General features: G+C 62.8%; 23 protein-coding genes, 1 tRNA gene and 4 pseudogenes. 10 read left to right on the top strand and 18 right to left on the bottom strand.

What is annotated here, in order from left to right; genetic code table 11:
* Positions 1-5: 5 nt before the first annotated feature.
* Positions 6-257 carry a hypothetical protein gene (locus IVB07_RS15350; RefSeq protein WP_247362267.1) on the top strand — a complete coding sequence of 84 codons (252 nt, stop codon included), beginning with the start codon at positions 6-8 and terminating at the stop codon, positions 255-257.
* A gap of 28 nt (positions 258-285) precedes the next feature.
* Entirely contained in the window at positions 286-897 is a 612-nt protein-coding gene (locus IVB07_RS15345; protein ID WP_247362265.1) for an invasion associated locus B family protein, read from the top strand.
* Positions 898-912: 15 nt separating this feature from the next.
* On the opposite strand, the gene IVB07_RS15340 is transcribed toward IVB07_RS15345, so the two are convergent.
* Both IVB07_RS15340 and IVB07_RS15335 read right to left on the bottom strand, forming a co-directional pair.
* Complete coding sequence (locus tag IVB07_RS15340; protein ID WP_345956893.1) at positions 913-1,260, bottom strand: response regulator; 348 nt, start codon at positions 1,258-1,260, stop codon at positions 913-915.
* A gap of 214 nt (positions 1,261-1,474) precedes the next feature.
* Positions 1,475-2,097 (bottom strand): annotated as a pseudogene (locus tag IVB07_RS15335) (response regulator).
* 373 nt (positions 2,098-2,470) lie between these two features.
* On the opposite strand from IVB07_RS15335, the gene IVB07_RS15330 reads away from it, so the two are divergent.
* The gene (locus IVB07_RS15330) at positions 2,471-3,157 is read left to right on the top strand and encodes a helix-turn-helix domain-containing protein (protein WP_247362263.1); all 687 of its coding nucleotides are present in this window, start codon (positions 2,471-2,473) and stop codon (positions 3,155-3,157) included.
* Here the strand turns inward: IVB07_RS15330 and IVB07_RS15325 are convergent.
* The 4 genes and pseudogenes from IVB07_RS15325 to IVB07_RS15310 form a co-directional block, all read right to left on the bottom strand.
* A complete protein-coding gene (locus IVB07_RS15325) occupies positions 3,105-3,593 on the bottom strand; it encodes a potassium channel family protein (RefSeq protein ID WP_247362262.1) in 489 nt (162 codons plus the stop codon). The genes IVB07_RS15330 and IVB07_RS15325 overlap by 53 nt on opposite strands.
* Before the next feature lie 262 nt (positions 3,594-3,855).
* Positions 3,856-4,350 (bottom strand): annotated as a pseudogene (locus IVB07_RS15320) (acetate kinase); the annotation flags it as partial.
* Between the two features lie 151 nt (positions 4,351-4,501).
* Positions 4,502-5,617 carry an AI-2E family transporter gene (locus tag IVB07_RS15315; protein WP_247362260.1) on the bottom strand — a complete coding sequence of 372 codons (1,116 nt, stop codon included), beginning with the start codon at positions 5,615-5,617 and terminating at the stop codon, positions 4,502-4,504.
* A gap of 65 nt (positions 5,618-5,682) precedes the next feature.
* Positions 5,683-6,169 (bottom strand): annotated as a pseudogene (locus IVB07_RS15310) (metal-dependent phosphohydrolase); the annotation flags it as partial.
* An 89-nt stretch (positions 6,170-6,258) separates the two neighbouring features.
* Here IVB07_RS15310 and IVB07_RS15305 point away from each other — a divergent pair.
* Positions 6,259-6,471 carry a hypothetical protein gene (locus IVB07_RS15305; RefSeq protein WP_247364660.1) on the top strand — a complete coding sequence of 71 codons (213 nt, stop codon included), beginning with the start codon at positions 6,259-6,261 and terminating at the stop codon, positions 6,469-6,471.
* Between the two features lie 70 nt (positions 6,472-6,541).
* On the opposite strand, the gene IVB07_RS15300 is transcribed toward IVB07_RS15305, so the two are convergent.
* From IVB07_RS15300 to IVB07_RS15290, 3 genes are all read right to left on the bottom strand, one after another.
* The gene (locus IVB07_RS15300) at positions 6,542-7,297 is read right to left on the bottom strand and encodes an outer membrane beta-barrel protein (protein ID WP_247364656.1); all 756 of its coding nucleotides are present in this window, start codon (positions 7,295-7,297) and stop codon (positions 6,542-6,544) included.
* Positions 7,298-7,470: 173 nt separating this feature from the next.
* Complete coding sequence (locus IVB07_RS15295) at positions 7,471-7,746, bottom strand: hypothetical protein (RefSeq protein ID WP_247362258.1); 276 nt, start codon at positions 7,744-7,746, stop codon at positions 7,471-7,473.
* Between the two features lie 448 nt (positions 7,747-8,194).
* On the bottom strand, positions 8,195-8,629 hold the full coding sequence (locus IVB07_RS15290; RefSeq protein WP_247371725.1) for a hypothetical protein: 435 nt from the start codon (positions 8,627-8,629) through the stop codon (positions 8,195-8,197).
* Between the two features lie 970 nt (positions 8,630-9,599).
* Here IVB07_RS15290 and IVB07_RS15285 point away from each other — a divergent pair.
* Positions 9,600-9,887, top strand: a complete 288-nt coding sequence (locus tag IVB07_RS15285; RefSeq protein ID WP_247362256.1) for a hypothetical protein — start codon at positions 9,600-9,602, stop codon at positions 9,885-9,887.
* A 627-nt stretch (positions 9,888-10,514) separates the two neighbouring features.
* Positions 10,515-10,886 carry a hypothetical protein gene (locus IVB07_RS15280; protein WP_247362254.1) on the top strand — a complete coding sequence of 124 codons (372 nt, stop codon included), beginning with the start codon at positions 10,515-10,517 and terminating at the stop codon, positions 10,884-10,886.
* Positions 10,887-10,892: 6 nt separating this feature from the next.
* Here the strand turns inward: IVB07_RS15280 and IVB07_RS15275 are convergent.
* Positions 10,893-10,966, bottom strand: a tRNA-Gly gene (locus IVB07_RS15275).
* Positions 10,967-11,317: 351 nt separating this feature from the next.
* Positions 11,318-13,729 (bottom strand): ATP-binding protein, encoded by a 2,412-nt coding sequence (locus IVB07_RS15270; protein WP_247767737.1) that lies wholly within the window; start codon positions 13,727-13,729, stop codon positions 11,318-11,320.
* Between the two features lie 361 nt (positions 13,730-14,090).
* Between IVB07_RS15270 and IVB07_RS15265 the strand changes: the two genes are divergently transcribed.
* Entirely contained in the window at positions 14,091-14,804 is a 714-nt protein-coding gene (locus IVB07_RS15265; RefSeq protein ID WP_026233506.1) for a transporter substrate-binding domain-containing protein, read from the top strand.
* Between the two features lie 7 nt (positions 14,805-14,811).
* On the opposite strand, the gene IVB07_RS15260 is transcribed toward IVB07_RS15265, so the two are convergent.
* Together IVB07_RS15260 and IVB07_RS15255 are read right to left on the bottom strand one after the other, a co-directional pair.
* Entirely contained in the window at positions 14,812-15,015 is a 204-nt protein-coding gene (locus IVB07_RS15260; protein WP_026233505.1) for a hypothetical protein, read from the bottom strand.
* 29 nt (positions 15,016-15,044) lie between these two features.
* Positions 15,045-15,224 (bottom strand): hypothetical protein, encoded by a 180-nt coding sequence (locus tag IVB07_RS15255; protein WP_247362250.1) that lies wholly within the window; start codon positions 15,222-15,224, stop codon positions 15,045-15,047.
* Between the two features lie 196 nt (positions 15,225-15,420).
* Between IVB07_RS15255 and IVB07_RS15250 the strand changes: the two genes are divergently transcribed.
* Complete coding sequence (locus IVB07_RS15250; RefSeq protein WP_247362247.1) at positions 15,421-15,807, top strand: YciI family protein; 387 nt, start codon at positions 15,421-15,423, stop codon at positions 15,805-15,807.
* A gap of 9 nt (positions 15,808-15,816) precedes the next feature.
* Here the strand turns inward: IVB07_RS15250 and IVB07_RS15245 are convergent, their stop codons facing one another.
* Positions 15,817-16,407, bottom strand: coding sequence for a TMEM175 family protein (locus tag IVB07_RS15245; protein ID WP_247299708.1), 591 nt, complete (start codon positions 16,405-16,407; stop codon positions 15,817-15,819).
* A gap of 127 nt (positions 16,408-16,534) precedes the next feature.
* Here IVB07_RS15245 and IVB07_RS15240 point away from each other — a divergent pair, with 127 nt between their 5' ends.
* Together IVB07_RS15240 and IVB07_RS15235 are read left to right on the top strand one after the other, a co-directional pair.
* On the top strand, positions 16,535-18,592 hold the full coding sequence (locus IVB07_RS15240) for an ATP-dependent helicase (RefSeq protein ID WP_247362244.1): 2,058 nt from the start codon (positions 16,535-16,537) through the stop codon (positions 18,590-18,592).
* Between the two features lie 56 nt (positions 18,593-18,648).
* A complete protein-coding gene (locus tag IVB07_RS15235; RefSeq protein ID WP_247362241.1) occupies positions 18,649-19,629 on the top strand; it encodes an NADPH:quinone oxidoreductase family protein in 981 nt (326 codons plus the stop codon).
* Positions 19,630-19,631: 2 nt separating this feature from the next.
* Here IVB07_RS15235 and IVB07_RS15230 read toward each other — a convergent pair whose 3' ends face one another.
* The 4 genes and pseudogenes from IVB07_RS15230 to IVB07_RS15215 all read right to left on the bottom strand — a co-directional run.
* Entirely contained in the window at positions 19,632-20,885 is a 1,254-nt protein-coding gene (locus tag IVB07_RS15230; protein WP_247362239.1) for an amidohydrolase family protein, read from the bottom strand.
* Between the two features lie 17 nt (positions 20,886-20,902).
* Positions 20,903-21,400 carry a GAF domain-containing protein gene (locus IVB07_RS15225; protein ID WP_247362237.1) on the bottom strand — a complete coding sequence of 166 codons (498 nt, stop codon included), beginning with the start codon at positions 21,398-21,400 and terminating at the stop codon, positions 20,903-20,905.
* Positions 21,397-22,089: an MFS transporter gene (locus IVB07_RS15220; RefSeq protein WP_247767736.1), complete on the bottom strand. Its 693-nt coding sequence runs from the start codon at positions 22,087-22,089 to the stop codon at positions 21,397-21,399. The genes IVB07_RS15225 and IVB07_RS15220 overlap by 4 nt, the downstream gene beginning before the upstream one ends.
* A gap of 67 nt (positions 22,090-22,156) precedes the next feature.
* A pseudogene (locus IVB07_RS15215) lies at positions 22,157-22,657 on the bottom strand (MFS transporter); the annotation flags it as partial.
* Between the last annotated feature and the right edge of the window lie 108 nt (positions 22,658-22,765).

Here is a 22,765-nt window from a genome sequence, read left to right as displayed (position 1 = left end):
CGCGCGTGAACCTGCGGCATGCTTCGACAGTGACCTACTTCGCCGCGGCATTGAGCATCCTGGCCTGCTTTCTAGCCCCGGGAGGCGCCGACCACAATGTTCGTATCCAGGAAGAGGTCTGGGCCTTGCCACTGCCGCTACCTATGTTCGCCTATGTGGTTCGGCCCGTCAGCGACGGACATTTCCTCATCGGCTTGCCCTACACGATTCCGATGTGGGCACCGCTCGTCGAACGATTCCTTGACGCGCAGAAATAGCCGCAGAGCTGGCGCCTGGAGGCAGAACATGATCGACGCAACTTCAGTGCTTTTGTCCGGGCGTGCGCTCGTCTGCGTGTCGATATTGTTCGCGGCGGCTGTTGCCCGACCAGCTTCAGCGCAGAATATAGCCGCGCCAAAGCCGACCCCAGAGGTAAAGTCCGCCGAAATCGCACCTCGCGGGCAGCGCGAAGCCAAGGACATCACCTATGGCGGCTGGACAAAGCTTTGCGTACGGCCTGCAGGAACGCCGATGCTGTGCCGAACCTCGATCACGGGGCGGTTTGCTACGGGTCAGATGGCAATCCGCGTGGACCTCATCGAGCGTGACGGCGACCCCATTGCGCGCCTACAAGTGTTTGTTCCCGTCGGCATGTATCTGCAGAAGCCGGTCAAGCTGACGATCGACGGGGCCAACGTCCAGTCATTGCCTTACACCTGGTGCCTGAGCAATACCTGCATTGCCGCCGACGCAGCCGATCCCAAGTTCATCAACGACATGGATGCCGGCACGGCTCTCGTCCTTGAGGTCACCGACTCCAACCTTCTGTCTCTGACGACGTCATTGCCGCTGGCACAGTTCGGCCCGGCTCACAAAGGCGCGCCTGCACAGATCCTGGAGCAGGACATCGAGGAGTGAGCAGGTGAGAACAACTCAAGCGCTCTTGGCGCAGGCGCGTTCAACCGTTGCGATCAGCTCGCTGGCCGCGAAGGGCTTGCTCAAATAGGCCGCACAGCCGGAATCGATCGCGGCCGCCTGATTTGCCTGGCTGTCGTTGCCCGTGATGTAGACGACAGGCACCTTAGCGCCGTCACTTGCCAGCTTGCGCCGCAGGGCGATACCCGACTCGCCGTTCAGATTGACGTCCAGCACGAGGCAGCACGCGTCTTCGAGGTGGCCATGACTAAGCAATGCACCGGCGGACTCGAAAACAACCGCGGTAAAGCCGTGGTTCCGCAGCAACCGCTCCATGCTTCGCCGCATCGATGAATCGTCATCCACAACGTATATTGACCTGCGTGCAAACAATGGGTGAGCTTTCTCATCGAACACTCTGCACCCGCCTCACAACGACGAGGCGCCGCAAATGTTCCTGCGCAAATCCAACGGCCAACTAGGCAGTCGTTGCCAGAATCTGTCAACAATATTTCGTATTGTCCTATCGTACAGGTCTGATCGCGAGATTGACGTCACCTACCGCAAACAGTCCGACGGTTCACGCCGGCTGCGAGCTCAGAAGTCCGAGCCGCTCGGCGACGGAGACCAGCTCGGCCAAGGACGGCACCTGCATCTTTGTCATCACCTGGTGCCGATGCGCCTTTACGGTGCGCTCGGTGGTTCCAAGCTCGTAAGCGATTTGCTTATTGATCTTCCCGCGCACGATGAGGTCGAAGACCTGTCGCTCGCGTCGCGTCAGAGACGTCAAACGAGCACGAAACGAATCCAGCTTGCCCTGTTGGCCGCGCACCACCTCTTGTCGAACCAGTGCGCGCTCGATCGCGTCGATCAACTGTTCCGAAGATACTGGTTTGGTCAGAAAGTCTTCCGCGCCGGCCTTGATCGCGCGAACAGTCGTTGCGGTATCAGCATGCCCTGTCAGGAACACGATCGGCAACGGCGAAGGTCGTTGGGCGAGGCACGCTTGCAACTCAGGGCCGCTCAGGCCCGGAATCTGCACGTCGAGCAGGATGCAGCCCGGATGTTCGGAGCCCGGGGGATCCTCGAGCAATTGTTGCGCCGACGCGTAGGTCACAACCTCATAGCCGGCAAGCTTGAGCCGCGCTGGATGGCGGTGCGAAACGATGGGTCGTCGTCGACCACATAGACGAAGCCAGGCAATGTTTTCCTCCCGACCTGTTCTTGCAAGCAGAACACCACCGCTCGCGCAAGCCTTAGAAGCAATTCAAGACGCCTCGCAGCCCGCGGTCAACATCAATGAAAGCAGCCCGCCCGCAGTGGCACGACTTCGGGCGGAATGCGCGACGTAAGCCTACGCCGCGCAATCCGACAGATGTTCTGACAGGTTTCTCATCCAGCGCACCATCGCCGTCCCTGTACTTTGGTACAATGCACCTACAGACAATGGCTGCAAAGCCTGCTTTTGGCTTAAACAACCTTTGCGGGAAGGGTGATTTATCGGCGGCTCCGTATTCCCGGTGACGGAAATAAGCTGCTCGCGATTATCGCGTCAGCACCAGTTCGGGAGTTGACCATGCTGGTTCGCAACGCTGCCGACGCTTCCTCGCGGCATCATTCACTCCGCGAGCTTGGCCTGAATACCAGTTCAAATCCGATCATCAGTTTAAACGAATTTACCTATAAAAAGGGCACCGAAATCTACGGCGAGAAAGAGCCGGCCGAATACGTCTATCAGGTCAAATCAGGCGCCGTGCGAAGCTACAAGCTCCTGTCAGACGGGCGTCGCCAGATCGGCGCCTTCCACCTGGTTGGCGACATCTTCGGGCTCGAAAACGGCAGCGAGCATAGATTCACAACGGAAGCGATCGTCGACACGACCGTACGCCTGGTTAAACGGCAGAGCCTCGAACTCGTCGCAGAAGGCGATGCCATGGTTGCCCGAAACCTGCTCAGCATGACCACCAACAACCTTCAGCATGCGGAAGATCACATGCTGCTGCTCGGCCGCAAGACCTCGCTGGAGCGGGTGGCGGCCTTCCTGCTCGAGATGGATACGCGGCTAACGGCCGCAGGAATTCTGGCCCTGCCAATGTCCCGGCGCGACATCGCGGACTACCTCGGATTGACCCTGGAGACCGTGTCCCGCGCCCTGTCCCGCCTTCACGACCTCGGCATCCTCGGCTTCATCGGCAACACCCAGCGGCAGATCATGCTCCTGGACCGGCATCAGCTCGCAGCTCTTGATGATCTCCAGAATTGAAGCCGGGCGCCGCGATTGCCGAGAGATGTTCAAGGGTCTTGCGTAACACCTCGAACAGGACTGCGGTCGACCAGCCGAACATCAGAATGCCGTTCATGGCAGTCATCGGCCCCGTCAGCCGCCATCCCTGCACTGGCGTGACATCGCCGTAGCCCAGCGTGGTGTAGTTCACGAAGGTGAAATACAGCAACTCGCTCCCCTCGGGCGCGGCACCAACCAGAGCGTAAGCCAGCGCCCAGACAAGAACCTCGACCGTGTGTGCAACCATCAAAATGACAGCTATCGTGACCATCACCGCCATCATGTGAGATCGGGGCCGCATTGTATGCTTCAATCCCGCGCTGCGGGCGATGTCGATCGCTGCAACGGTCACCAGCGCGTGAATCATGATGTTGATCACGCTAATGAAAGTGCCGAGCAGAAATTGGACAGCCATCGCGAGCTCCCTCCGACGCTGCCGGGGTTTGGTTGGTCAGCGCTGCCATCCGGCCCGCGGTATGATGCGGGCGTTTGATGCAGATCAACGTGGCGCGGGCGTGTACGCTCATTGCCCGCACCCCGGCCACCAAGGAGCCCGGTCATGACGCTCAGCTTGGCGCTCTCGGGCTACCCTTCATCAGCAGTGCCAGCGTGTGCCTGGCGATCATAAGATCCTCGTCGGAGGGGATGACATGGACCGGAATGCGGCTCGCCGGAGAAACCGCAGAATGGTCGGCGACTGCGGCATGCGTTCCGGGAAATGCGGCATCAAAGCAGGCGACCTGCGGGATTGCCGGGAAATTCGCCAGAATGGAACGGATTGGCGCCAAGTTGTGCGGCAGATCAAAAAGTGCGGACCTGGTCAACCGCTCCAGGCGGGCCATGACTTCATGATCGATTAAGACGGGGCGGTCATGCTCTGGACCGCCGTGAAGGACGCGGTGCCCGACTGCAATCGGATTTATATGAAGCTCGTCCCGCAACCAGGTGCTGGTGATGTCCATCGCAGCCGCAACATCCGGCACTGTTTCGACTGGATAAGCGCGATTGGCGAGCGGACCACCGCCAGCCTTGCTCGCCCGCAAGCGCGGACAGCGCCCGATGCCGTCCATCTGCCCCTTGAGCCGTTGCCGTAGCCTGCCTTCTCCTTCGACAGAGTAGATCTGGAATCGGAGATCAGAGGAGCCGGCATTGATGACAAGGATGGTGTCCATGGCACTCACACCGCAAATTTTGCAGCATGCCGACGCCCCGCATCGACTCTGATGGTCCGAGCAACGTCAGCGGGCGAGCCAGGCATATCCACCACCATCTCCGACCGGTCGTCGTATCTTCACCCGAGAGCTTCCATCGAGCTCATCGAGGTCAACGCTCGATTGCCAGCTGTGCGGGCGCAGCCCGTTCAGCGCGGATCCAGGCGACTGTCAACTCCCAGACGACAGACAGAATGATCGGTCCGATGAAGAGGCCGATGATTCCGTGGAAGAGAGTTCCGCCGATCACCCCGATCAGGATGACCAGCGCTGGCGTGGTCAGGCCGCGCCCCATGACGAGCGGCTTCAGGATATTGTCGAGCACCGACACGATCACGAGAAACACCGTCAGTAGGAGCGCGATCGGGAATTCCTTGTCGGTCCATATCCAGATGATGACCGGCAGGATGACGATGGTCCCGCCGATCTGCACGATCGACAGCAACAGCACCACGAAAGCAAGAAGGCCCGCGCTGGCGATGCCGGCGAGCTTGAAACCTATTCCCGCCAGCAAGGCTTGGATGATGGCAACGCCGATCACGCCTTGAGCCACCGCACGGATCGTGGCTCCTGCCAGGTCCAGAAAATGCTCGCTTTGGTCCGGCACGATGCGGGACAGAAAGCTGCGCCCTGCGGCCACGAGCTGAGGTCCATACGGAAACAGCACGCCGGCCACCGCCACCGACAGCAGAAACTTGACCGTTCCCACACCAGCATTGCCGGCAAACCCAAGCAAGGTGGACGCGAATGGCTTCAAATAGGGCACGACCGCGCGCAAGAGCGACCGGAGGTTGGTCGTCGCCTGATCCCAGAGATCGAAGAGCTGAGGCCCGATGACTGGCCACTCTTTGAGCGACTGCGGCGGCGAAGGCACATGCAATTCACCGGCCGTCACCTGGGCGGCAAGATCGGTGATCCCGTCGACCGCGCCCATGCCCAGCCAGGTCGCCGGTCCGATCACCACAGCCAGGTTCACGAGCGTGAGGATCGTCGCCGCAAGCTTCGGCCGTCCGCCGAGAATGTCGCTGAGGCGCCGAAACGCCGGGTTCAGCGCAGCAGCAAGCACGACACTCCAGGCCAAAATGGGGATGAATGGACGGACCAGGAGGAGCGCCCAGACGAGCAGCAGCCCCAGCAATCCGAGTCGGATCAGAAGCTGGATGATCTCGTCTCCGGAGAATATCTGACGGAGTGTTTTCACGGACGCGCCTTCAGCCATGCCGCGCATGCTGAGGCGAACTAGCCCCTGCTCTCACGCCGCACGCTTGATCCAGATCAAGCGTCGAGCCTCTTCTAGGGCTGAGGTCCAGACAGAGTCAGCTCGCGCTCGGCCCGAAATATGTTGCCGTAGAGACTCGCTATCCATTGCCGGCCTCGGGACGTCACGTTGAGATGACGTATCGCCGGCTGGATCTGGGGAGCTACGTTACTCCAATAGAATGGCGGATATTTGTAAACGATGTCCGCTGGCGTCGCGTAGCCCAAGGTCCTGTTGAGGCCGATCTCCTCGAATTCGTAGAACAGCGCGTTGGACTTCTTCAGGTAGTTGGGATCGCCGAGCTGACCGATGAGATCGGCGGCCCGCAACAGCAATCCTTCCTCCTCGATCAGGCTATCATTGGAAGACATCGTGTAAGGAAACCGAGTGTATTCGATCGCCCGAGCAACCCGGCCGCTCGACGGAATCCAACCGCTCCAGCACGAACAGTTTTGAGCGATCGACATTCTATGGCGCGAGAGCCGCATCGGACGATTCTCGCGGCAGACGAACCGTTTTGCCGGTAACGTCCGCAACGCGCAGGCTTCCACTACGGCTCCAAAAACAGGAGGCCAAAAATGAAGCCATCCATCGCATTAGCAGTTGCATTGATGACGGTCGGGTTCGTCTTCACGAGTTCTGGGAGCGCCAACGCCGTCGCATACTGCCAATACGTGGACTATCCCGCGCATTGCGTTGCAAGACCGGGCGTCGTCCTGGGGGTGCGTCCTGTCGCGCGCGCTGGCGCACGAGAAGCAGTGCGGCCCGGCACACCGACCAATCGCGGCGGTCCGGTCGATCGCGTTGGCAGGCGCCGAGGATAGGACGCGCCAAAGCGCAAAAATGAGGGCCGGCGTCGCTGCCGGCCTCCTGAAGACATCAGACCAGGAAAGTTCAGTACCTCGCGACGACCGGATTGCTGCCCCAGCCAAACCGGTAGTTGAAGCGCACGGTGAGCATATCCACGTCCTGGGTGATCCGATCGTTCACGAAAGCAGCAAGTCGCGGATCAGCGACCGTAAACGAATTATTCCGGTGCCCCATGAACAGATGGTCGTATTCGAGACCCACCGACCAGTTCGGCGTGAAGCCATACTCGAATCCGACACCGATGACACCACCCCAGCGGGTTGCGCTTTGCGCCGCGAGCTCGGCGCCGGTCGCAGTATCAAGTACGCTGAGGCGATTGTCTGTCACCGCAGCGCCGCCTTTCACGTAGAGCAGTGACGCATTCCAGGCGTAGCCGATCTGGCCGGTGAAGAGGCCGATAGCGCTGGTTTTGGCGCGCGTGGAGAGCGTTGGATCGAACAGGCTGACGCGCTGATTGCTGAGATCCGCCCAATCGCCCTGAGCTTCCAGACCAAACACCCACTGGCTGGCCTGCCAGCGATAACCAAGCTGGCCACCGATAACACCACCGGAACGATCGCGGCAGCCGGAAGCGACGGCGACGCCGGCCGCGTCAAGGAAATCGACGCAGCTGTGGTTCTGCGCCCAGCCACCATTGCCGCCGATGTAGAGCCCCGTCCAATTGTAGATCGGAATGATCGGTGCCGGGGGCGGCGCCTTCACGGCCATATCGGCAGCCATGGCGGGTCCCATGGCCAGCGTCACCACGCCAATGGTTGTCAGCAGAAGTCTTTTCATCATGCTCTCCTTGCCGGCCGCTTTTTGATTGCTCGAACGGTGGCTTGTTGCCCTGCGATCATCCCCCAACTTCCAGCTGAAACTCTACGGGCGAGGGCACAAACTCCACGTGCCATAATGGCAACACTCAAGACATTTCGAACGTGACATCGGCATGAAGCACCAAGACATGCTGCCTATTTCTCCGGTTCGCGCTTGTCATCGTGGCCGCCAACCTCGCCGCCTCGGTCTTGCTCTATCCAGGACGGAATGTCGCTCGAGGGAATCAGCCGTCGTGGCAAAAAGGGATTGAGCGTGCCTGCAAACACGATCAATCCCTCATTGAATTTCTCTCGCGCGAAAGCCCGCGCCTCGGCTTCGCTCTCGAATGTGCGTGTCTCCCGTGGACTTCGCCGCTTCGGCAAGGTCCCACGCTTGTGCACCTCGAATGTGACGTAGCAGGTCTGCGGCATCCGCCAGCTTCCGGATCGCGATCAAGCAGACTTCTGCCGGCGAGCGATGATCGGTGAGAGCATGTTGACGTCCTAGTTGCGCCGCTCTTCACGGCGCTCCGTGCGCCCTGAACGCCTTTCCTGGCGGCGTTCAGTCCGGCCCGTGCGCCGTTCCTGACGTCGCTCGTGGCGGGCTCCCCGCCTCTCCTGGCGTCGCTCCATGCCGATCGTCTGCGCCGGCGCTTCTGTTCCTAACAGCACCGTGCCGGGTGCCGCCAATCCGAGTACAGCGGCCCATCCGGGCAATGAAAGAGCCCCGCGACGATCTAACCGTTCAAACCTTGACGTTTCACTCATGTCAGTTACTCCCGATCTTGAAGGACATTTGATTGGGCAATCCCTCGACGTGCACTCGTTGATAGTATCGATGGCAGGCGCCCCACGCCGAAGATGCGACGATCGGAGACGCTCACCAAACCTGGTTGCCAAACCAGCCGTACTGCGGCGGCCGCGCGACGAGGCGGATATTTTTTTCGATGTGCCTCCGCGCACTTTTGTTTTGACGCTGCGGCTTCACATCAGCTTTTGTCGACGGACGCGCCGGCGGTCGTTCGGCATCGGCTGCTCCTAGCTGAGCGAAGGCCTCGCGAGCGCGCCTCTGTGAGAGGTCGGCGCCCGGCAGGGCACCAGGCTCGACCTTGGCGATGTCGGTTGCGACGATCGTCGGCAGGCTAGTGTCGAGAACGACCCGCTCGGGCAATTTCCAATCGGAATGGATGCGGATGGTCGCGGAGCGCGCAGCTCCACCGTGGATGGCAGGCCGATCCTGCACCAGGGCGTCCACAACGAAGAGCATCGCGAGCAACGCACCGCCGACATAGACCAGATATCGCGAGATGGGCATTGTCGGCGCCATTGCCGCCGCAGACCTTCGTCTGGCAAGCAACGGGCCACGGCGGCAGGATTGGCGAAGAAATGCGACCTGCATGGGCATGGCTGCCTAAATCGAGCCGCCGTTGCTTCCGCCGCGGCGCGCCCCTGGTGAAGCACTTGCTGATGCATCGGTGGCGCTTCACTGGTAAGCGCACGCACGCTGCAGCAGGCTAATGTTCACCGCGTTCGAATGCGGCGTCGCTTGAGCCAGATCAACAAACTGAATTTTCGCAACACCGCCTGGCGTAGTATCGCGCGGCTTGGTCAGTGGCTGTGACATGCCCCTTGGTACAATGACCGGAAGGTCAATTGCAGAGACGTGGCACGCAACGCAGAGTTCTCACCGCGTACATCGAGCTTCTGGCAGGGAGGGACGATGATGAGTCAATTCGAGCTGAGTTCGCGCGCAGCACTTTGTCGGCAGCTCGCAAGCGAGGATGCGGCAAACCGCACCGTCTGGATGGCTGAGGCAAGAAGCTGGTCGCTTATGGCGGCAGAGGCGCTTCGTGATGAGCGCGGATCGGACGAGGGTGTCGTCGCCAGATTCTTCTTTGCGTTCAGCAAATTGGTCGCTGCGCAACAGGATCCTACGAACCGATCGGCAGAGCTGATGAAGAGCAGATCCCGAACCGCGATGCCGTCTCCGAGCTCGTCCCCGACTGCCTGAAGCATTCTGGCGAAAAGCACTCGCACAATTGCATACTTGGCTCCAGTGCAGAGAGAGCCGGCGCTGCCACCGTGACAGCGAGCTTTCCGATGGTGGGCCGCACTTGTCGGGCTGGAGTGCTATCCTCCAGATTCGCATTATTTGATCCGAACTGATCCTGCGAATTCGAAGGAGAAGCAGATTCGATTTGTTTGATTCCCTTGATCTAACGCAAATCGCCGCCCTGTTGTGGCGTTGGTGTTGTGGCGTTGAAGTTCATTTTTTGAGAACGTCCATGAAGATAAGCGCAAGGAAGATTGCCGTCGCCGCGCTCGTATGCGGCACGGCGCTGTTCATTGGCTTGACCGACCGAAGCGGGATCTCGCTGCGACTCGACAACGCCCAAGCGGCCGCCCGATTGTACGTCACTCCTTATTATCGCGGTCACTACTACACGAATGACGGTTTGCCCTGGTACGCGGTGCGAGCTTATTACTTCGGCGGGCCGTGGAGCTACGGCTATAGCGGCTGGCCGACTATGCGGCGCGCAACGGCACCGGATGCGTCCCAGGCTCGTTGGTGAAGGGCGGTGATGGCATCATGTATGTGTGCCAATAGAGCTTGATGATGGCGCGATGGGCGGCGCTCATTGAGCCGCCGCCTCTCGCGCCAATCTGCGCTCAGGAGATCGACGCCTAGGGGGAGGATACCATGACCTACGGTGGGCACCGCGTGTGTCCGCGTTCTGGTTAACGGCAGCTACGTCTGCCGCTAACATCTCTTGCTGGCAGTATGTACACCGCATCCTGCAGGATGAGTTCTTGCAGGATGTGCTGTTCAGGTCGAGCTTCAGATAGCTGGCGCATGGGCGGCGAGGACGCAAAATGCGATTGGCATTGGCGTGGTCATCGGCACGGTAGATTGGATGTTTCATCTCTACCGTCAAACGTGGTCCCCAGAAGACAGCTAAGCGACTTCAGCCTTTGAGCCCCGGTCAGTGCCGGGTTCATGAGACTGGCATCAAAATGATCGGTGAGTACATCTTGCAAGATGGCCGACGACTGGGGACGCGCCGGGTCGCAAGTATTGACACCGCTTTCGTCGATCAGCTCTTCGAAAGCTCTTCAAAGAAGCCAAGGGGAAGGCATGTTACCCGCTGCTAATGGCAGAGCTCGGTGCGATCAAGGAGCTGCGTCCGACAGGAGGTCTGATGTTGCGACGTGATGGGAGCAGTCTACCCTGGTTTGGCAAGGGCGAGACGCTGACTCAAGTCCAACGCATCACGAAGAAAATTATCTTGGCTGCAGGTTTACGGCCCGAGCTAACTTTTACCTCTTTCGGCCGCCACGGCGGCACGACCGAAGCAAGCACATCCGGGCTAACGGAAACGCAGCTAATGAAGAAGGGTCAGTGGTCGTCGACGGCAGCTATGGCGCACTATCTGCACGACGACGATCAGGCAAAGCAAGATGCGCAAATGAAACGCATCAAGCGCCGTGCAAAACAAGCGAAAGGAACGTTTGTCAGAATGAGAATGCGCGGCTTGTCAGAATGGAAAGGCCTTAACGCGCTAAGTTATTGAAATAATTGGAGCGGGTGAAGGGAATCGAACCCTCGTATTCAGCTTGGAAGGCTGCTGCTCTACCATTGAGCTACACCCGCGACAGGGGCTCCCTAACACGGCCGGGCGGCGGTCTCAACTGCCCAAGATCAACTGCCTAAGAGACGGCTTCCAGCGTCTGCCCGGCCCTACGAACAGCCGCTGGTTCCTCCCGACCCGCCTCCCCTTAACAACGCCGGAATTGCCGCCTATATTGAAATCTTCCGCAACCAACGAAAGGAGGTGATCCAGTGTCTTTTACCAAGCGCTGTCACCTCGCTGGGATCGCCCGCTAAGCCTTTAATAGAGGCTTGGCATCGGGGCGCTCTCAGCCTGGACCAGCGAGCAAGAAATCGGGCGCGACGGGGGCCTTCCCCGCCGCGCCTTTTTCGTTGGCATCGCGCGCCGGCTGCTCAGGCGGGCGGCTCGCCGGCGAGGACCTCGCGGATCCTCAACGACAGGTCCGCCTTCCGGTACGGCTTCCTCAGCAGCGCAACGCCGGGACCGAGCTGACCCTCGTGGTCGAGGGCGTTGTCGGTATAGCCGGACGTATAGAGCACCCTCATCCCCGGGCGGAGGCGCCACACGGCCTCGGCCAATTCCTGCCCGTTCATGCCGCCGGGCATGATGATGTCGGTGAACAGCAGATCGAATTGGGCGCCCTGCTGCACCAGCGCAAGCGCGGTTGCGCCGTCGCCGGCTGCGAGGATGCGATAGCCGAGGCTGCCGAGCTGGGCGATGACATAGCCCTGCACCAGCGGATCGTCCTCGACGACGAGAATCGCCTCGTGCCCGCGTGCCGCCGCGGGCGCCTGGAGCGAGCCGGTCCTGGCCTGCGCTCCGCCCGCAGATCGCGGCAGAAACAGCCGAATCACGGTGCCGCGGCCTTCCTCACTCTCGATCGCAACGCTGCCGCCGCTCTGCTTGGCGAAGCCGTAGACCATGCTGAGGCCGAGCCCGGTGCCGCGACCGACCCCTTTGGTGGTAAAGAACGGCTCGAACACGCGGTCGCGGATGTCGGCGGGGATGCCATGGCCCGTGTCGGCCACCGCAACCATGATGAAGGCGCCGCGCGTGGCATCGCCGTCACCAGCACCATCCGCGCCATCGAATTCGCGGTTCGCGGTCTCGAGCGTCAGCGTGCCGCCGCCAGGCATCGCATCCCGCGCATTGACGGCGAGATTGATGATCGCCGACGACAGCTGCGACGGATCGGCCATCGCCGGCCAGGCGTCGTCCGCGAGGCGGGTCACGATCTCGATGTTTCCGCCCAGGATCGGCTTCAACAGCTTCGCCGTCTCGAGCACGAGGCCGTTGACGTCGATCTCGCGCGGCTCCAGCGGCTGCCTACGCGCAAAGGTCAAGAGCTGCGAGGTGATCTCCGCGCCTCGCGCCGCCGCATCGTCAATGAGCTGGGCGATCGCGGCGAGGTCGGGCTTGTCCGCCAGCCCCTCCCGGATGATCTCGATGGTGCCGGTGATGACAGTGAGCACGTTGTTGAAGTCATGCGCGACGCCACCGGTGAGCTGACCGATCGCATCCATCTTCTGCGACTGGCGAAGCCGCTCCTCCGTCTCGTGCTGCTCGGTCAGATCAGTAGCCGAACCGCGATACCCCATGAAGCGTCCATCGGCGCTGAACACCGGCTGGCCGTTAACGCTGAAATGGTGCGCGCGGCCAGCCGCATCGCGGCCGCGATACTCGAACTTCCGGAACGGCTCGTGGCGATCCAGCGTGGCCCAGTGACTGCGCCATTTCTGCGGCTCGGCATCGTGGTCGAAGGCGGCGTCTGAACGGCGCCTGCCGATCAGCGCCTTGGGGTCCATGCCGAAAGCACCGGCCCGATCTGAAATATAGGTGAACACGTGATCCGGACCGGTCTCCCAGAACCAGTCGGATGCGGTCTCGGCATAGTCACGGAAGCGCTGTTCGCTCGCGCGGGCGTTCTCCTCGGCATGCCGCCGGATCTTCAGGTCGCGCTCGAGATTCCCATTGGCCGCGCGCAGCTCGCCATAGGCATGTTCGAGGTTGGCGCACATGGCGTTGAAAGCAACGACCACCTTGTCCAGCTCGTCGGCCTCGTCAGGCGGCCGGCGCTCCAGGCGCAGCGGCGGCGGCGGCCGGCCGAGGCTGTACTTGCCGACGTACTCGGCGATCGCGACGAGATGCCGGGTCACCAGCAGATGAAACATGTAGATGATGAACAACGAGACGAGGAACGTCTTTGCCGCCTGGCTTGCCAGAATGACGAGGGCCCCGTTCAACAATTGCTGATAGACGTCGGTCAGCGTCGCCTCGACCCGGAGCGTGCCGATGGCACGCGAGGTCCCCTGCACCATCGTGCTCAGCGGAAACTCCCGGGTCATGATCGAACGAGTGTTTCGCTCGCCGACTTCCACGCGGATCGGATTGGGCCGATCGGCGATCTCGCGGACCTCCGCCGCACGGATGTCGGGCAGCCGCAGAATGCCATCGAGCTGGAGCTTGAGCTGGTTCTGGTCGAGATTCCACAGGCTCTCTCCGAGGCTGCCCGTAGTGCTGCGGCCGATCTCGTCGAGCCGCGTCTCAATCAGTCCGACCTCACGATTGTAATCCAGATAGAGCTGGAGCGCGGTCAGGGTCAGCGTCACGACCGATGAGAACAGCAGCACGGCGGCAAGCAGCCGAGGCCCGACGCCGCTGCGCGACCAGTTGAAGATCCGCGACAGGAGCGCCGCGAACATCGGAGGCGCGAACGGGGCGCCGATGCCGGTCAAATCCTGCTTCGAAGCCGCCGGCGCAATGGCGCGGCCACGCTTGATATCATCGTCACCTGCGTCGCCCATGCACCATGTCCTCGAAAATGGCGGCACCTGCTCAGCTTACCGATCGCAGCCGCGAGCAGGTGAACGGTTGAGGCGCTGCCTCAGCACGCGATACACGTGGCGATCTTGTCGGCCGATGATCCTGTTGGCCCTTGGGCGGCTTGAGCTCGACGGGGTCATATCTTGCGCCCAGCAGCAGGCTTCCCAGGCAAACTACCACCTCGCGTGCTAGAATGACATCGGTGAAAGTCCGGAGCCGCCATACAGCGGGAACGCGCTCTCAACGTTGCGGACCGGCGCAGCCGCCATCTCCGGTAGATCGCGGCACCGGAATCCGATGGTAGCAGGGCACGCCCAAGAGGCATGGCCAGGGAGATGCGTCATGAGGCGGATAGTCGTGGTCTGCCTGTTGCTGCTCGCGGCAGGCCCGTCGCAGGCGCAAGAGGTCATCAGGCTGGCGCGCATCGCCGATATCCCCGATCAATATGTCGGCGGCGAGATGCTCCGCGCGGTCTATGCCCGGCTGAACATCAAGCTCGAATTCGAGGATGTGCCCGGCAAGCGCGCGCTCGCGCTGTCGAGCACCGGCGAGGTCGACGGCGAGGTCCAGCGGATCGGAACGCTCTCTCGCGACTATCCGACGCTGATCCAGGTGACACCTGCGATCAATTACATCGAGCCTACTGTCTTCACCACGAAACTGCAGTTCGACGTCGCCGGCTGGAATTCAATTAGGGACTACAGCATCGGCATCGTACGCGGCGTCGGCTCGTCGGAAGCCGGTACGCGCGGCATGACCCGGGTCACGGCGACGACAAGCCTCGACAACATGGTCAAGATGCTCGACGCCGACCGCATCGACGTGATGGTCACCGACCTCTTCAGCGGGTTGGCTGCGGTGAGGAAGCTCAATCTCCAGGCCAGGATCCATCCGCTCTCACCACCCCTCGAGCGCATCAGCATCTACCACCATCTGCATGAACGGCATCGCGATCTCGTGCCGAAGGTCGGAAGGATGATCGAGCAGATGGAGGCGAGCGGCGAAATCGCCCGGTTGCGGGAAACCCTGATCAAGCAGGTGCTGAGCGGGATGTGACACGCGGTCAGGTCGTGCGAGTCCGCTCCCGCACCGCAACCGCCGCGATCAACAGCCCGACGCACCAGGCCATGGCCGCCCGCGGCGGCTCGCTGCCGAGAAGCACGGTGAAGATGCCCGCCAGCAGGCTTGGCGCCATCGCCTTGCCGGACCTGCTCGCGAGCGAGAGCAGGAACGGCATCGCGGCGATCGATATCTGCACGACGTTCATGGTCGCAGGCTGTTTCGCAAGCATTGGGCTTAGAAGCCGCAAACGTTCATTGCGCGCGGGCGCTTGCCGCGCCGGCTTTCAACGATGCGCTCGCCGCCGCTCTCGGCCGAGCTGTCGTAATAGCGATGGTGGCCGCTCTGGTCGTGCAGATCCGCAAGCTCCGACTTTCCCGTCCGACGCGCGTCGCAGATGATCTTGATGGTCGACATGGCCGCCTCCGAAGTGCTCTTGGTGGCAATCAGTCGCGCCGATTTCGCGCGGCGTTCACACCTTTCGGCCGCAATCGGGTTTCGGGAAGGTTTCGTCGCCGCACCCGCGACGCAATATTTTCCGCAGCCCCATTGTCGGCTGCGACGGTGGTGATACGTCCTTTGGACGCGCGCAGCGAAAATCAACGAGGTGACGATGCTTTACGCTATCCTGGCCTATCACGTGGAAGACGAGATCTTGTCCTGGACGCCCGAGAAGGACGCCGCGGTCGTGGCAAAGGTCATCGAGGTTCAGGCTCCCCTCCGGGCAAGCGGGCATTTTGGCCCGGCCGCCCGCCTGGATGAGACCCGAAAGGCCCGCACCTTGCGCGGCCCCGGCGCGGGGGTCGTGCTGGACGGCCCATTTGCCGAGACCAAGGAGCAGCTTCTGGGCTTCCACCTCGCCGAGTACGACACGGAAGAGGAGGCGATCGCGGCGGCGCGAACGCTGCGCCAGGTCAATCCCTCAGCGGTCTACGAAATCCGCCCGGTCAAGCTTTACGTGCCGGCCGACGGGTTCGGCGCGACGCCCTCCGGCGAATGAACGGCAGGCCTAATTGTCCGTCCCGGTGGGCCCGACATAGAAGCGCTGGATCAGCAGCCCGCCGAAGGCGATGAACCACACGAACGGCGCGACTTGCGGCGCGAACGCCGCAACGACCGTGCCCGGGATGAACACCAGCAGCGGAAACAACGAGGCCATGATCTCCTGGCGCCAGCCGCCCAAGATCCTCCACCACAGCCAGGCATTGAGGCCGGCGATTGCAGTCAGGTGCAGGCCGTAGAGCACGGCGACCGCACTGCTCGTGGCGTAGTTGGTGTAGAGGCCGTTGGTCACCGGCAGCAGCACGATCGACAGCAGGAAGAACAAATTGAGGATCACCGCGCCGCGGCTGCCGACGGGCTGGCGCGCCAGCCGCCGGTGATGGCTGATCCAGAACACGCCGGCGATGATGAAGCTGAGCGCAAGACCCGCGAGCTTGCCGGAATAGACCCGGGCGAGATCGTTCCAGTCCGGCGCGCTGGTGAAGACCGCGGCCCTAGGCAGATCGTAGGCGAGCAGCGTCATGGCGACGCCAAAGATGGTGTTGCTGAGCGATTCCAGCCGTCGCATCTCGAACTGGTCGGATTTGAGCTCGGTCATGCCGGGTGGCGCTTTTCGGAATGGAACCTTGGGCCGTCTTGTCCCTAGGTCTTAACATCGGTCCCGTCCAGACGCATTGCGATTCGCAGCGGGATCGCCGACTCTGGCTGTTTCACCGGGGCGATTCGTGGCGACATATCTGGACACGCTCAATGCGGAGCAACGCCGCGCCGTGGAGCATGGCGTGGCCGATGGTGCGACCGTGGGCGCGCCGCTGCTCGTCATCGCCGGTGCGGGCTCCGGCAAGACCAACACGCTGGCCCACCGCGTGGCGCATCTGATCGTCGCGGGCAGCGATCCGCGCCGCATCCTCCTCATGACGTTTTCCCGCCGCGCCGCGGCCGAGATGGCCGGCCGGGTCGAGCGCATCGCCCGAAAAGTGCTCGGCGAGAACAATGCCGCGATCATGCGCGACGCGCTCAGCTGGGCCGGCACGTTCCACGGCATTGGCGCACGGTTGCTGCGCGAATATGCCGAGCGGATCGGCGTCGATCCTGCCTTCACCATCCACGACCGCGAGGATTCCGCCGACCTGATGAATCTGGTCCGGCACGAGCGCGGATTGTCGAAGACGGAGAGCCGCTTTCCCGCCAAAGGCACCTGCCTGTCGATCTACTCGCGCTGCGTCAATGCCGAGATGGAGATTGAGAAGGTGTTGGGGGCGCACTATCCTTGGTGCGCAGGCTGGGCGGCCGAGCTGAAGGGCCTGTTCGCGGCCTATGTCGAGGCCAAGCAGGCCCAGCACGTGCTGGATTACGACGACCTGCTGCTCTACTGGTCGCAGATGATGAGCGATGCGCTGATCGCGGAAGAAATCGGCGGCCGCTTCGATCACGTCTTGGTCGACGAATATCAGGACACCAACCGCCTGCAATCCTCGGTCCTGCTGGCGCTGAAGCCGGACGGACGCGGCCTCACCGTCGTCGGTGACGACGCGCAGTCGATCTATTCGTTCCGCGCCGCCACGGTCCGCAACATTCTGGATTTTCCGCAGAGCTTCTCGCCCCGCGCCGAGATGATCACGCTCGACCGCAATTACCGCTCGACGCAACCCGTGCTGGCGGCGGCGAACGGCGTCATCGGTCTGGCGCGCGAGCGCTTCACAAAAAACCTCTGGACCGACCGCAGCTCCGCGCAAAAGCCGCAGCTCGTCACCGTGCACGATGAGACCGACCAGGCCCGTTACATCGTCGAGGAAGTGCTGGCCAACCGCGAGCAAGGCGCGCTCCTGAAGCACCAGGCAGTGCTGTTCCGGACCTCCTCGCATTCGGGCCCGCTGGAGATCGAGCTGACCCGCCGCAACATCCCGTTCGTCAAGTTCGGCGGGCTGAAATTTCTCGATGCCGCGCATGTCAAGGACGTGCTGGCGCTGCTGCGCTTCACCGAAAATCCGCGCGACCGCGTCGCCGGCTTTCGCATCCTGCATCTGTTGCCGGGCATCGGACCCGCGACGGCGCAGCGCGTGCTCGATCAAATGGCGGAGAGCTCCGATCCGCTCGCCGCGCTCGGCCAGCTCCCGGTGCCGCCGCGCACCGGCGCGGACTGGACCGACTTCGTCCGCACCATCGAAAATCTGCGCTATTCGGAATGGCCGGCCGATCTCGAACGCGTGCGGCTCTGGTACGAACCGCATCTCGATCGCCTCCACGAGGATTCGGAGACGCGCCGCGCCGACCTGATGCAGCTCGAGCAGATCGCGAGTGGCTATGCCTCGCGCGAGAAATTCCTGACCGAGCTCACGCTCGACCCGCCGGATGCTGCCAGCGACAAATCCGGGCCGCCCTTGCGCGACGAGGACTATCTGATCCTCTCCACCATCCACTCCGCCAAGGGCCAGGAGTGGAAATCGGTATTCGTGCTCAATGTCGTCGACGGCTGCATGCCGTCGGATCTCGGCGCCGGCACCAGCGCCGAGCTCGAGGAGGAACGCCGCCTGCTCTATGTCGCGATGACGCGCGCCAAGGACGACCTGCACCTCGTGGTGCCGCAGCGCTTCTTCACCCACGGCCAGCAAGCCAAGGGCGACCGCCACGTCTACGCCTCGCGCACCCGCTTCATCCCGGAGCCGCTGGTCTATCTGTTCGAGCGCACCGCCTGGCCGAAGGCTGGGGCAAGCGCGGCCCGCACGGCGGCGCAAGGGCCGAAGGTCGACATCAGGGCGCGGATGCGCGGAATGTGGCGGTAAGACACAAGAGGCTGGTGTCGAGACCTGTCAGCATAACTGGACAACAGAGGTCCGACATGAAAGCCGTCGTCGTCGAGCAATACGCGCCGATCGATCAAATCGCCCTGAAGGACGTTCCGTCTCCACGCATCGGGCCCGGACAGCTGCGTGTCCGGGTAGAGGCTGCAGGAATCGGATTTGTTGACGGTTTGAAGATGGAGGGGCGCTATCAGACCAAGGATCCCCTGCCCTTCATTCCCGGAACCGAATTCGCAGGCATCGTGGACGAAGCCCCCGGCGCACCGGGCGGCTATCAACCCGGGATGCGCGTAATGGGGATGACGCGCTCGGGCGCGCTTGCCGAAGAGATCGTCGTCCCCCCCGAAGCGCTCTATCCCCTGCCGGACAGCGTCGCGGCGGAGGTCGCCGCTTCGTTTCGTGCCAATTACCTGACCGCCCTCTATGCGCTGAGTGCGCGCGCGTCGCTCGGCGCAGGCGAACAGCTTCTGGTGCTGGGCGCAGCGGGCGGCACGGGAATCGCGGCCGTCCAGATTGGCAGGCTGCTCGGCGCCCGTGTGATCGCAGCGGCATCGACACCAGACAAGCGCGCGTTCGCGCGACAGCACGGCGCCGACGCTGTGGTGGACTACACGCAGACCAACTGGCGCGACACGCTGAAGGAATTGACCTCAGGACGCGGCGCAGACGTGATCTTCGACCCCGTCGGCGGCGAAGTCTCGGTACAGGCCTTTCGCTCCATCGCCTGGCGCGGCCGTCATCTCGTGGTCGGTTTTGCCGCCGGCGCGATCCCGGCATTGCCATTCAACCTGCCACTGCTGAAGGGCGGCGCCCTGCTCGGCGTCGACCTCGCGCAGCTTCCAATCCGCGAGCCCGAGGTGCAGAAGCGCCTGATGTCGGAGCTGACGGCCTGGTTGGTCGAGGGCCAGCTGAAGCCTGTGGTCGGTCGCATCTTCGCGCTGGATGACTTCCGGGAAGCGTTCAGGACGATGCAGACGCGCGGGGCGCTTGGCAAGATGGTCGTGCGCATCTCGAAATAGGATTAGCTACGCGCCCCCAGCCGGTCGAACTGGACCTTGCCTGCCTTCATCACCATCGGGATGTGCTCGCCCTGGCCGAGCAGGCAGGCCACGTCGCGGAGCGGATTGCCATCGACCACCAGCAGGTCCGCAATGGCTTCGGGCATGATGCGGCCGAGCTTGCCCTCCATGCCGAGGACCTCGGCGCCGACCAATGTCGCGCTGGCGATGACGGCGCGCGGACCGAGAATCTCGGCGCGGATGCGGAATTCGTCGCTCTGCAGACGCTGCGACGGTCCGAGCAGGTCGCTGCCGAACCCCATCTTTACGCCGGCGTCGCGGTAGATCGTGAGCGAACGCAGGCCCGCGTCGCGGACATCGGCGATCTTGGCAACGCTTTCGGGCGGCAGGCCATATTGGGCACCCTCGTTAGCCAGCGCCTCGTAGGTGGCGAGCGTCGGCACCACATAGGCGCCCTTCTCGGCCATCAGCTGCGCGGTCGGAGCATCGACCAAATTGCCGTGCTCGATGGTGCGCACCCCGCAGCGCACCGCGCGTTCGATCGCGGCAGCGGTGTAAGCGTGGGCGAGCACATAGGTCTGACGCCCGCGCGCCTCCTCGACGATGGCGCGGATCTCGTCCTCGGAGTAGCCGAAGGCGCCAACCGGATCGGTCGGTGAAGCGACGCCGCCGGAAGCCATGATCTTGATCTGGTCGGCGCCCATCTGGAGCTCCTCGCGCGCGGCCTTGCGCACGCCGTCGACACCATCGGCAACGCGCGCCAGCGCGCCGACACGCACGCAGCAGGGGCACGGTGCGTCGCTGGCGAGGTAATCCGAGCGGGCCCGCATGTCGCCGTGCCCGCCGGTCTGGCTGAGCGCACGACCCGAGACGAACAGCCGCGGACCGTCGGTGAGACCGGTCTCGATCGCCTGCTTCAGCGCATGGCCGGCGCCGCCGGCGTCGCGCACGGTGGTGAAGCCCCGCCGCAGCATGCCGCGCAGCAGCAGCGTCGAGCGCAGCGTCACCAGCACGTTCGGCATGTGCACCTGCTGCGCCAGATTGAGCTCGACGGCGATCGCATGCACATGCAGGTCGATCAGGCCGGGCATCAGCGTCTTGCCCTTCAGATCGACGGTGCGGTCGGTTTCCACCTGGAGCGGCCGATCGGAGACCTCCTTGATCAGACCGTCCTCGACCAGTATGTGATGTCCCTCCAGGAGGTCCGGCTGAAGCGGATCGAGCAGAGCGGCGTTCTTGAAGAGCACACGGGACATGACGACTTCCTGTCTTATCAGGACTGTATGAGCAGCGCGGGCAAGGCGAGCTGGGCGAATGGGAGACACGCAGCGACATCGTCCTCGCCGTACCAGCCTGCCTCATGGAGCAGATTGAGCGAGCCGAGCGTGCGCCCGCGCCAGCGCACGGGCATGTTGAGCACGCTCTCGCAGCCGAGCGAAGCGATCAGCTCGTGATCGGAAAACACCTCGCGCAGATCGTCCCGGGTGCGGCCGATATAGGCCTCGCCGCGGTCGAGCACGGCCTCGGTCCACGGCCCCGGCGCCAGGTGCTTGCGGCCGCCCGCGGGGTAAGGTCCGGGCAGATTGGAATACACCCGCGCGGCTTCCCTCGTGTCGTCGTCATAGGTCAGGATCGTGAACAGCTTGTGCCCGATCGCCGACTTCAGGGCGCCGTCCAGCGCCGAGTACAGGGCATCCGGCTGATCCGCCCTGCCCTGCGCGGCCGCCACCGCGCAGAGCAGCGGATCGGATCGGTGTTTCGTCTCCCTCATGCGACTTCGCCTGCCGCGATCTCTTCCAGCGAACGGCCGCGTGTCGGCACGCCCATCAGCACCACGGTGAGCGCGCCTAACAGCAGCACGCTCGTGGTGAGGCCGAACACGCCGGCGAAGCCGAAATTGGGATAGAGATAGCCGACCAGGATCGGCGAGACGATCGCACCGATGCGGCCGATCGCGGAGGCGAGCCCGGCGCCGGTGGTTCTGACGGCCGTCGGAAATACCTCGGCGGTATAGGCATAGACCCCCGCATAGGTGCCGTTCATGAAGAAGGACAGCAAGATTCCGGCGACCATGATGTGCTGATCGCTCTGCGCGAATGCAAGTCCAAGCGCGCTGGCGCCGCCGAGCACCATGTAGGAGGCAATCGTCGCCTGCCGGCCGATGCGCTCGTTGAAGTACGCAGCGCTGAAATAGCCGGGAATTTGCGCGCAATAGATCGCGATCGAATAGGCGAAGCTCTTGGTGATGCTCATGCCGTTCTGGACCAGAAGGCCGGGGATCCAGACGAAGAAGGAATAGTAGCTGAACGTGATCGTAAGCCACATGATCCAGGTCATGATGGTGATGCGCGCCTGGCGGCCGGCGAGGAGCGCGGCGAAATTGGCAAGCAGCGTCCCACCAGTCACGGCAGGCGCCGTGATTTCGACGACCGGTTGCGGCAGGACATGGCCTTCTCGCAAATCCGGCCTCGATCCTGTCCAGCACGGCTGCGGCTTCCTTCTCCCGGCCCCGGCTTTCCAGCCAGCGCGGCGATTCCGGCAGCGCCCTGCGCCACCACAGCAGCATGACGACCGGCACCGCGGTGATCACCAGAACGATGCGCCAGCCGTTCTCAGAGGCGGGCACGATGAAATAGCCGAGCAAGGCCGCCGCGACGAAACCGATGGAGAAGAATCCGGCCAGCGCGCCGGTAAAGCTGCCGCGGTAACGCCGTGCGACGAATTCCGCCAGATAGGGCGCAATGATCGCGCTCTCCGCGCCGGTGCCCATGCCCGCGACGACGCGCGCGGCGAAGAAGGACGACCAGTCGTTCACCGCAGCGCTGACGATGGATGCGACGCAATAGAGTGCCAGCGCCGACATCATCACCGCGCGACGGCCGATCAGGTCACCCAGCGTGCCCGCCAGCAGCGCGCCGAACAGGAAGCCGATATAGGTGCTGCTGCCGAGCACGCCGATCTGGACGCTCGACAGATTCCAGGTCGTGCGCAGCACCGGCAGGATGAACGCCAGCACGGCTGCGTCCATCGCGTCGAACATGTAGCCGAGCCCGCCCATCAGCAGCAGATGCTTGTGGAAGCGTGCGAATGGAAGGCGCTCGATCCGCGCCGAGATCATCGACATGAAAGTCCCCCT

This window comes from Bradyrhizobium sp. 172 (assembly GCF_023101065.1).
In the GTDB taxonomy this organism is placed as follows: domain Bacteria; phylum Pseudomonadota; class Alphaproteobacteria; order Rhizobiales; family Xanthobacteraceae; genus Bradyrhizobium; species Bradyrhizobium canariense_D.
This window is presented reverse-complemented; position numbering and strand designations above follow the sequence as displayed.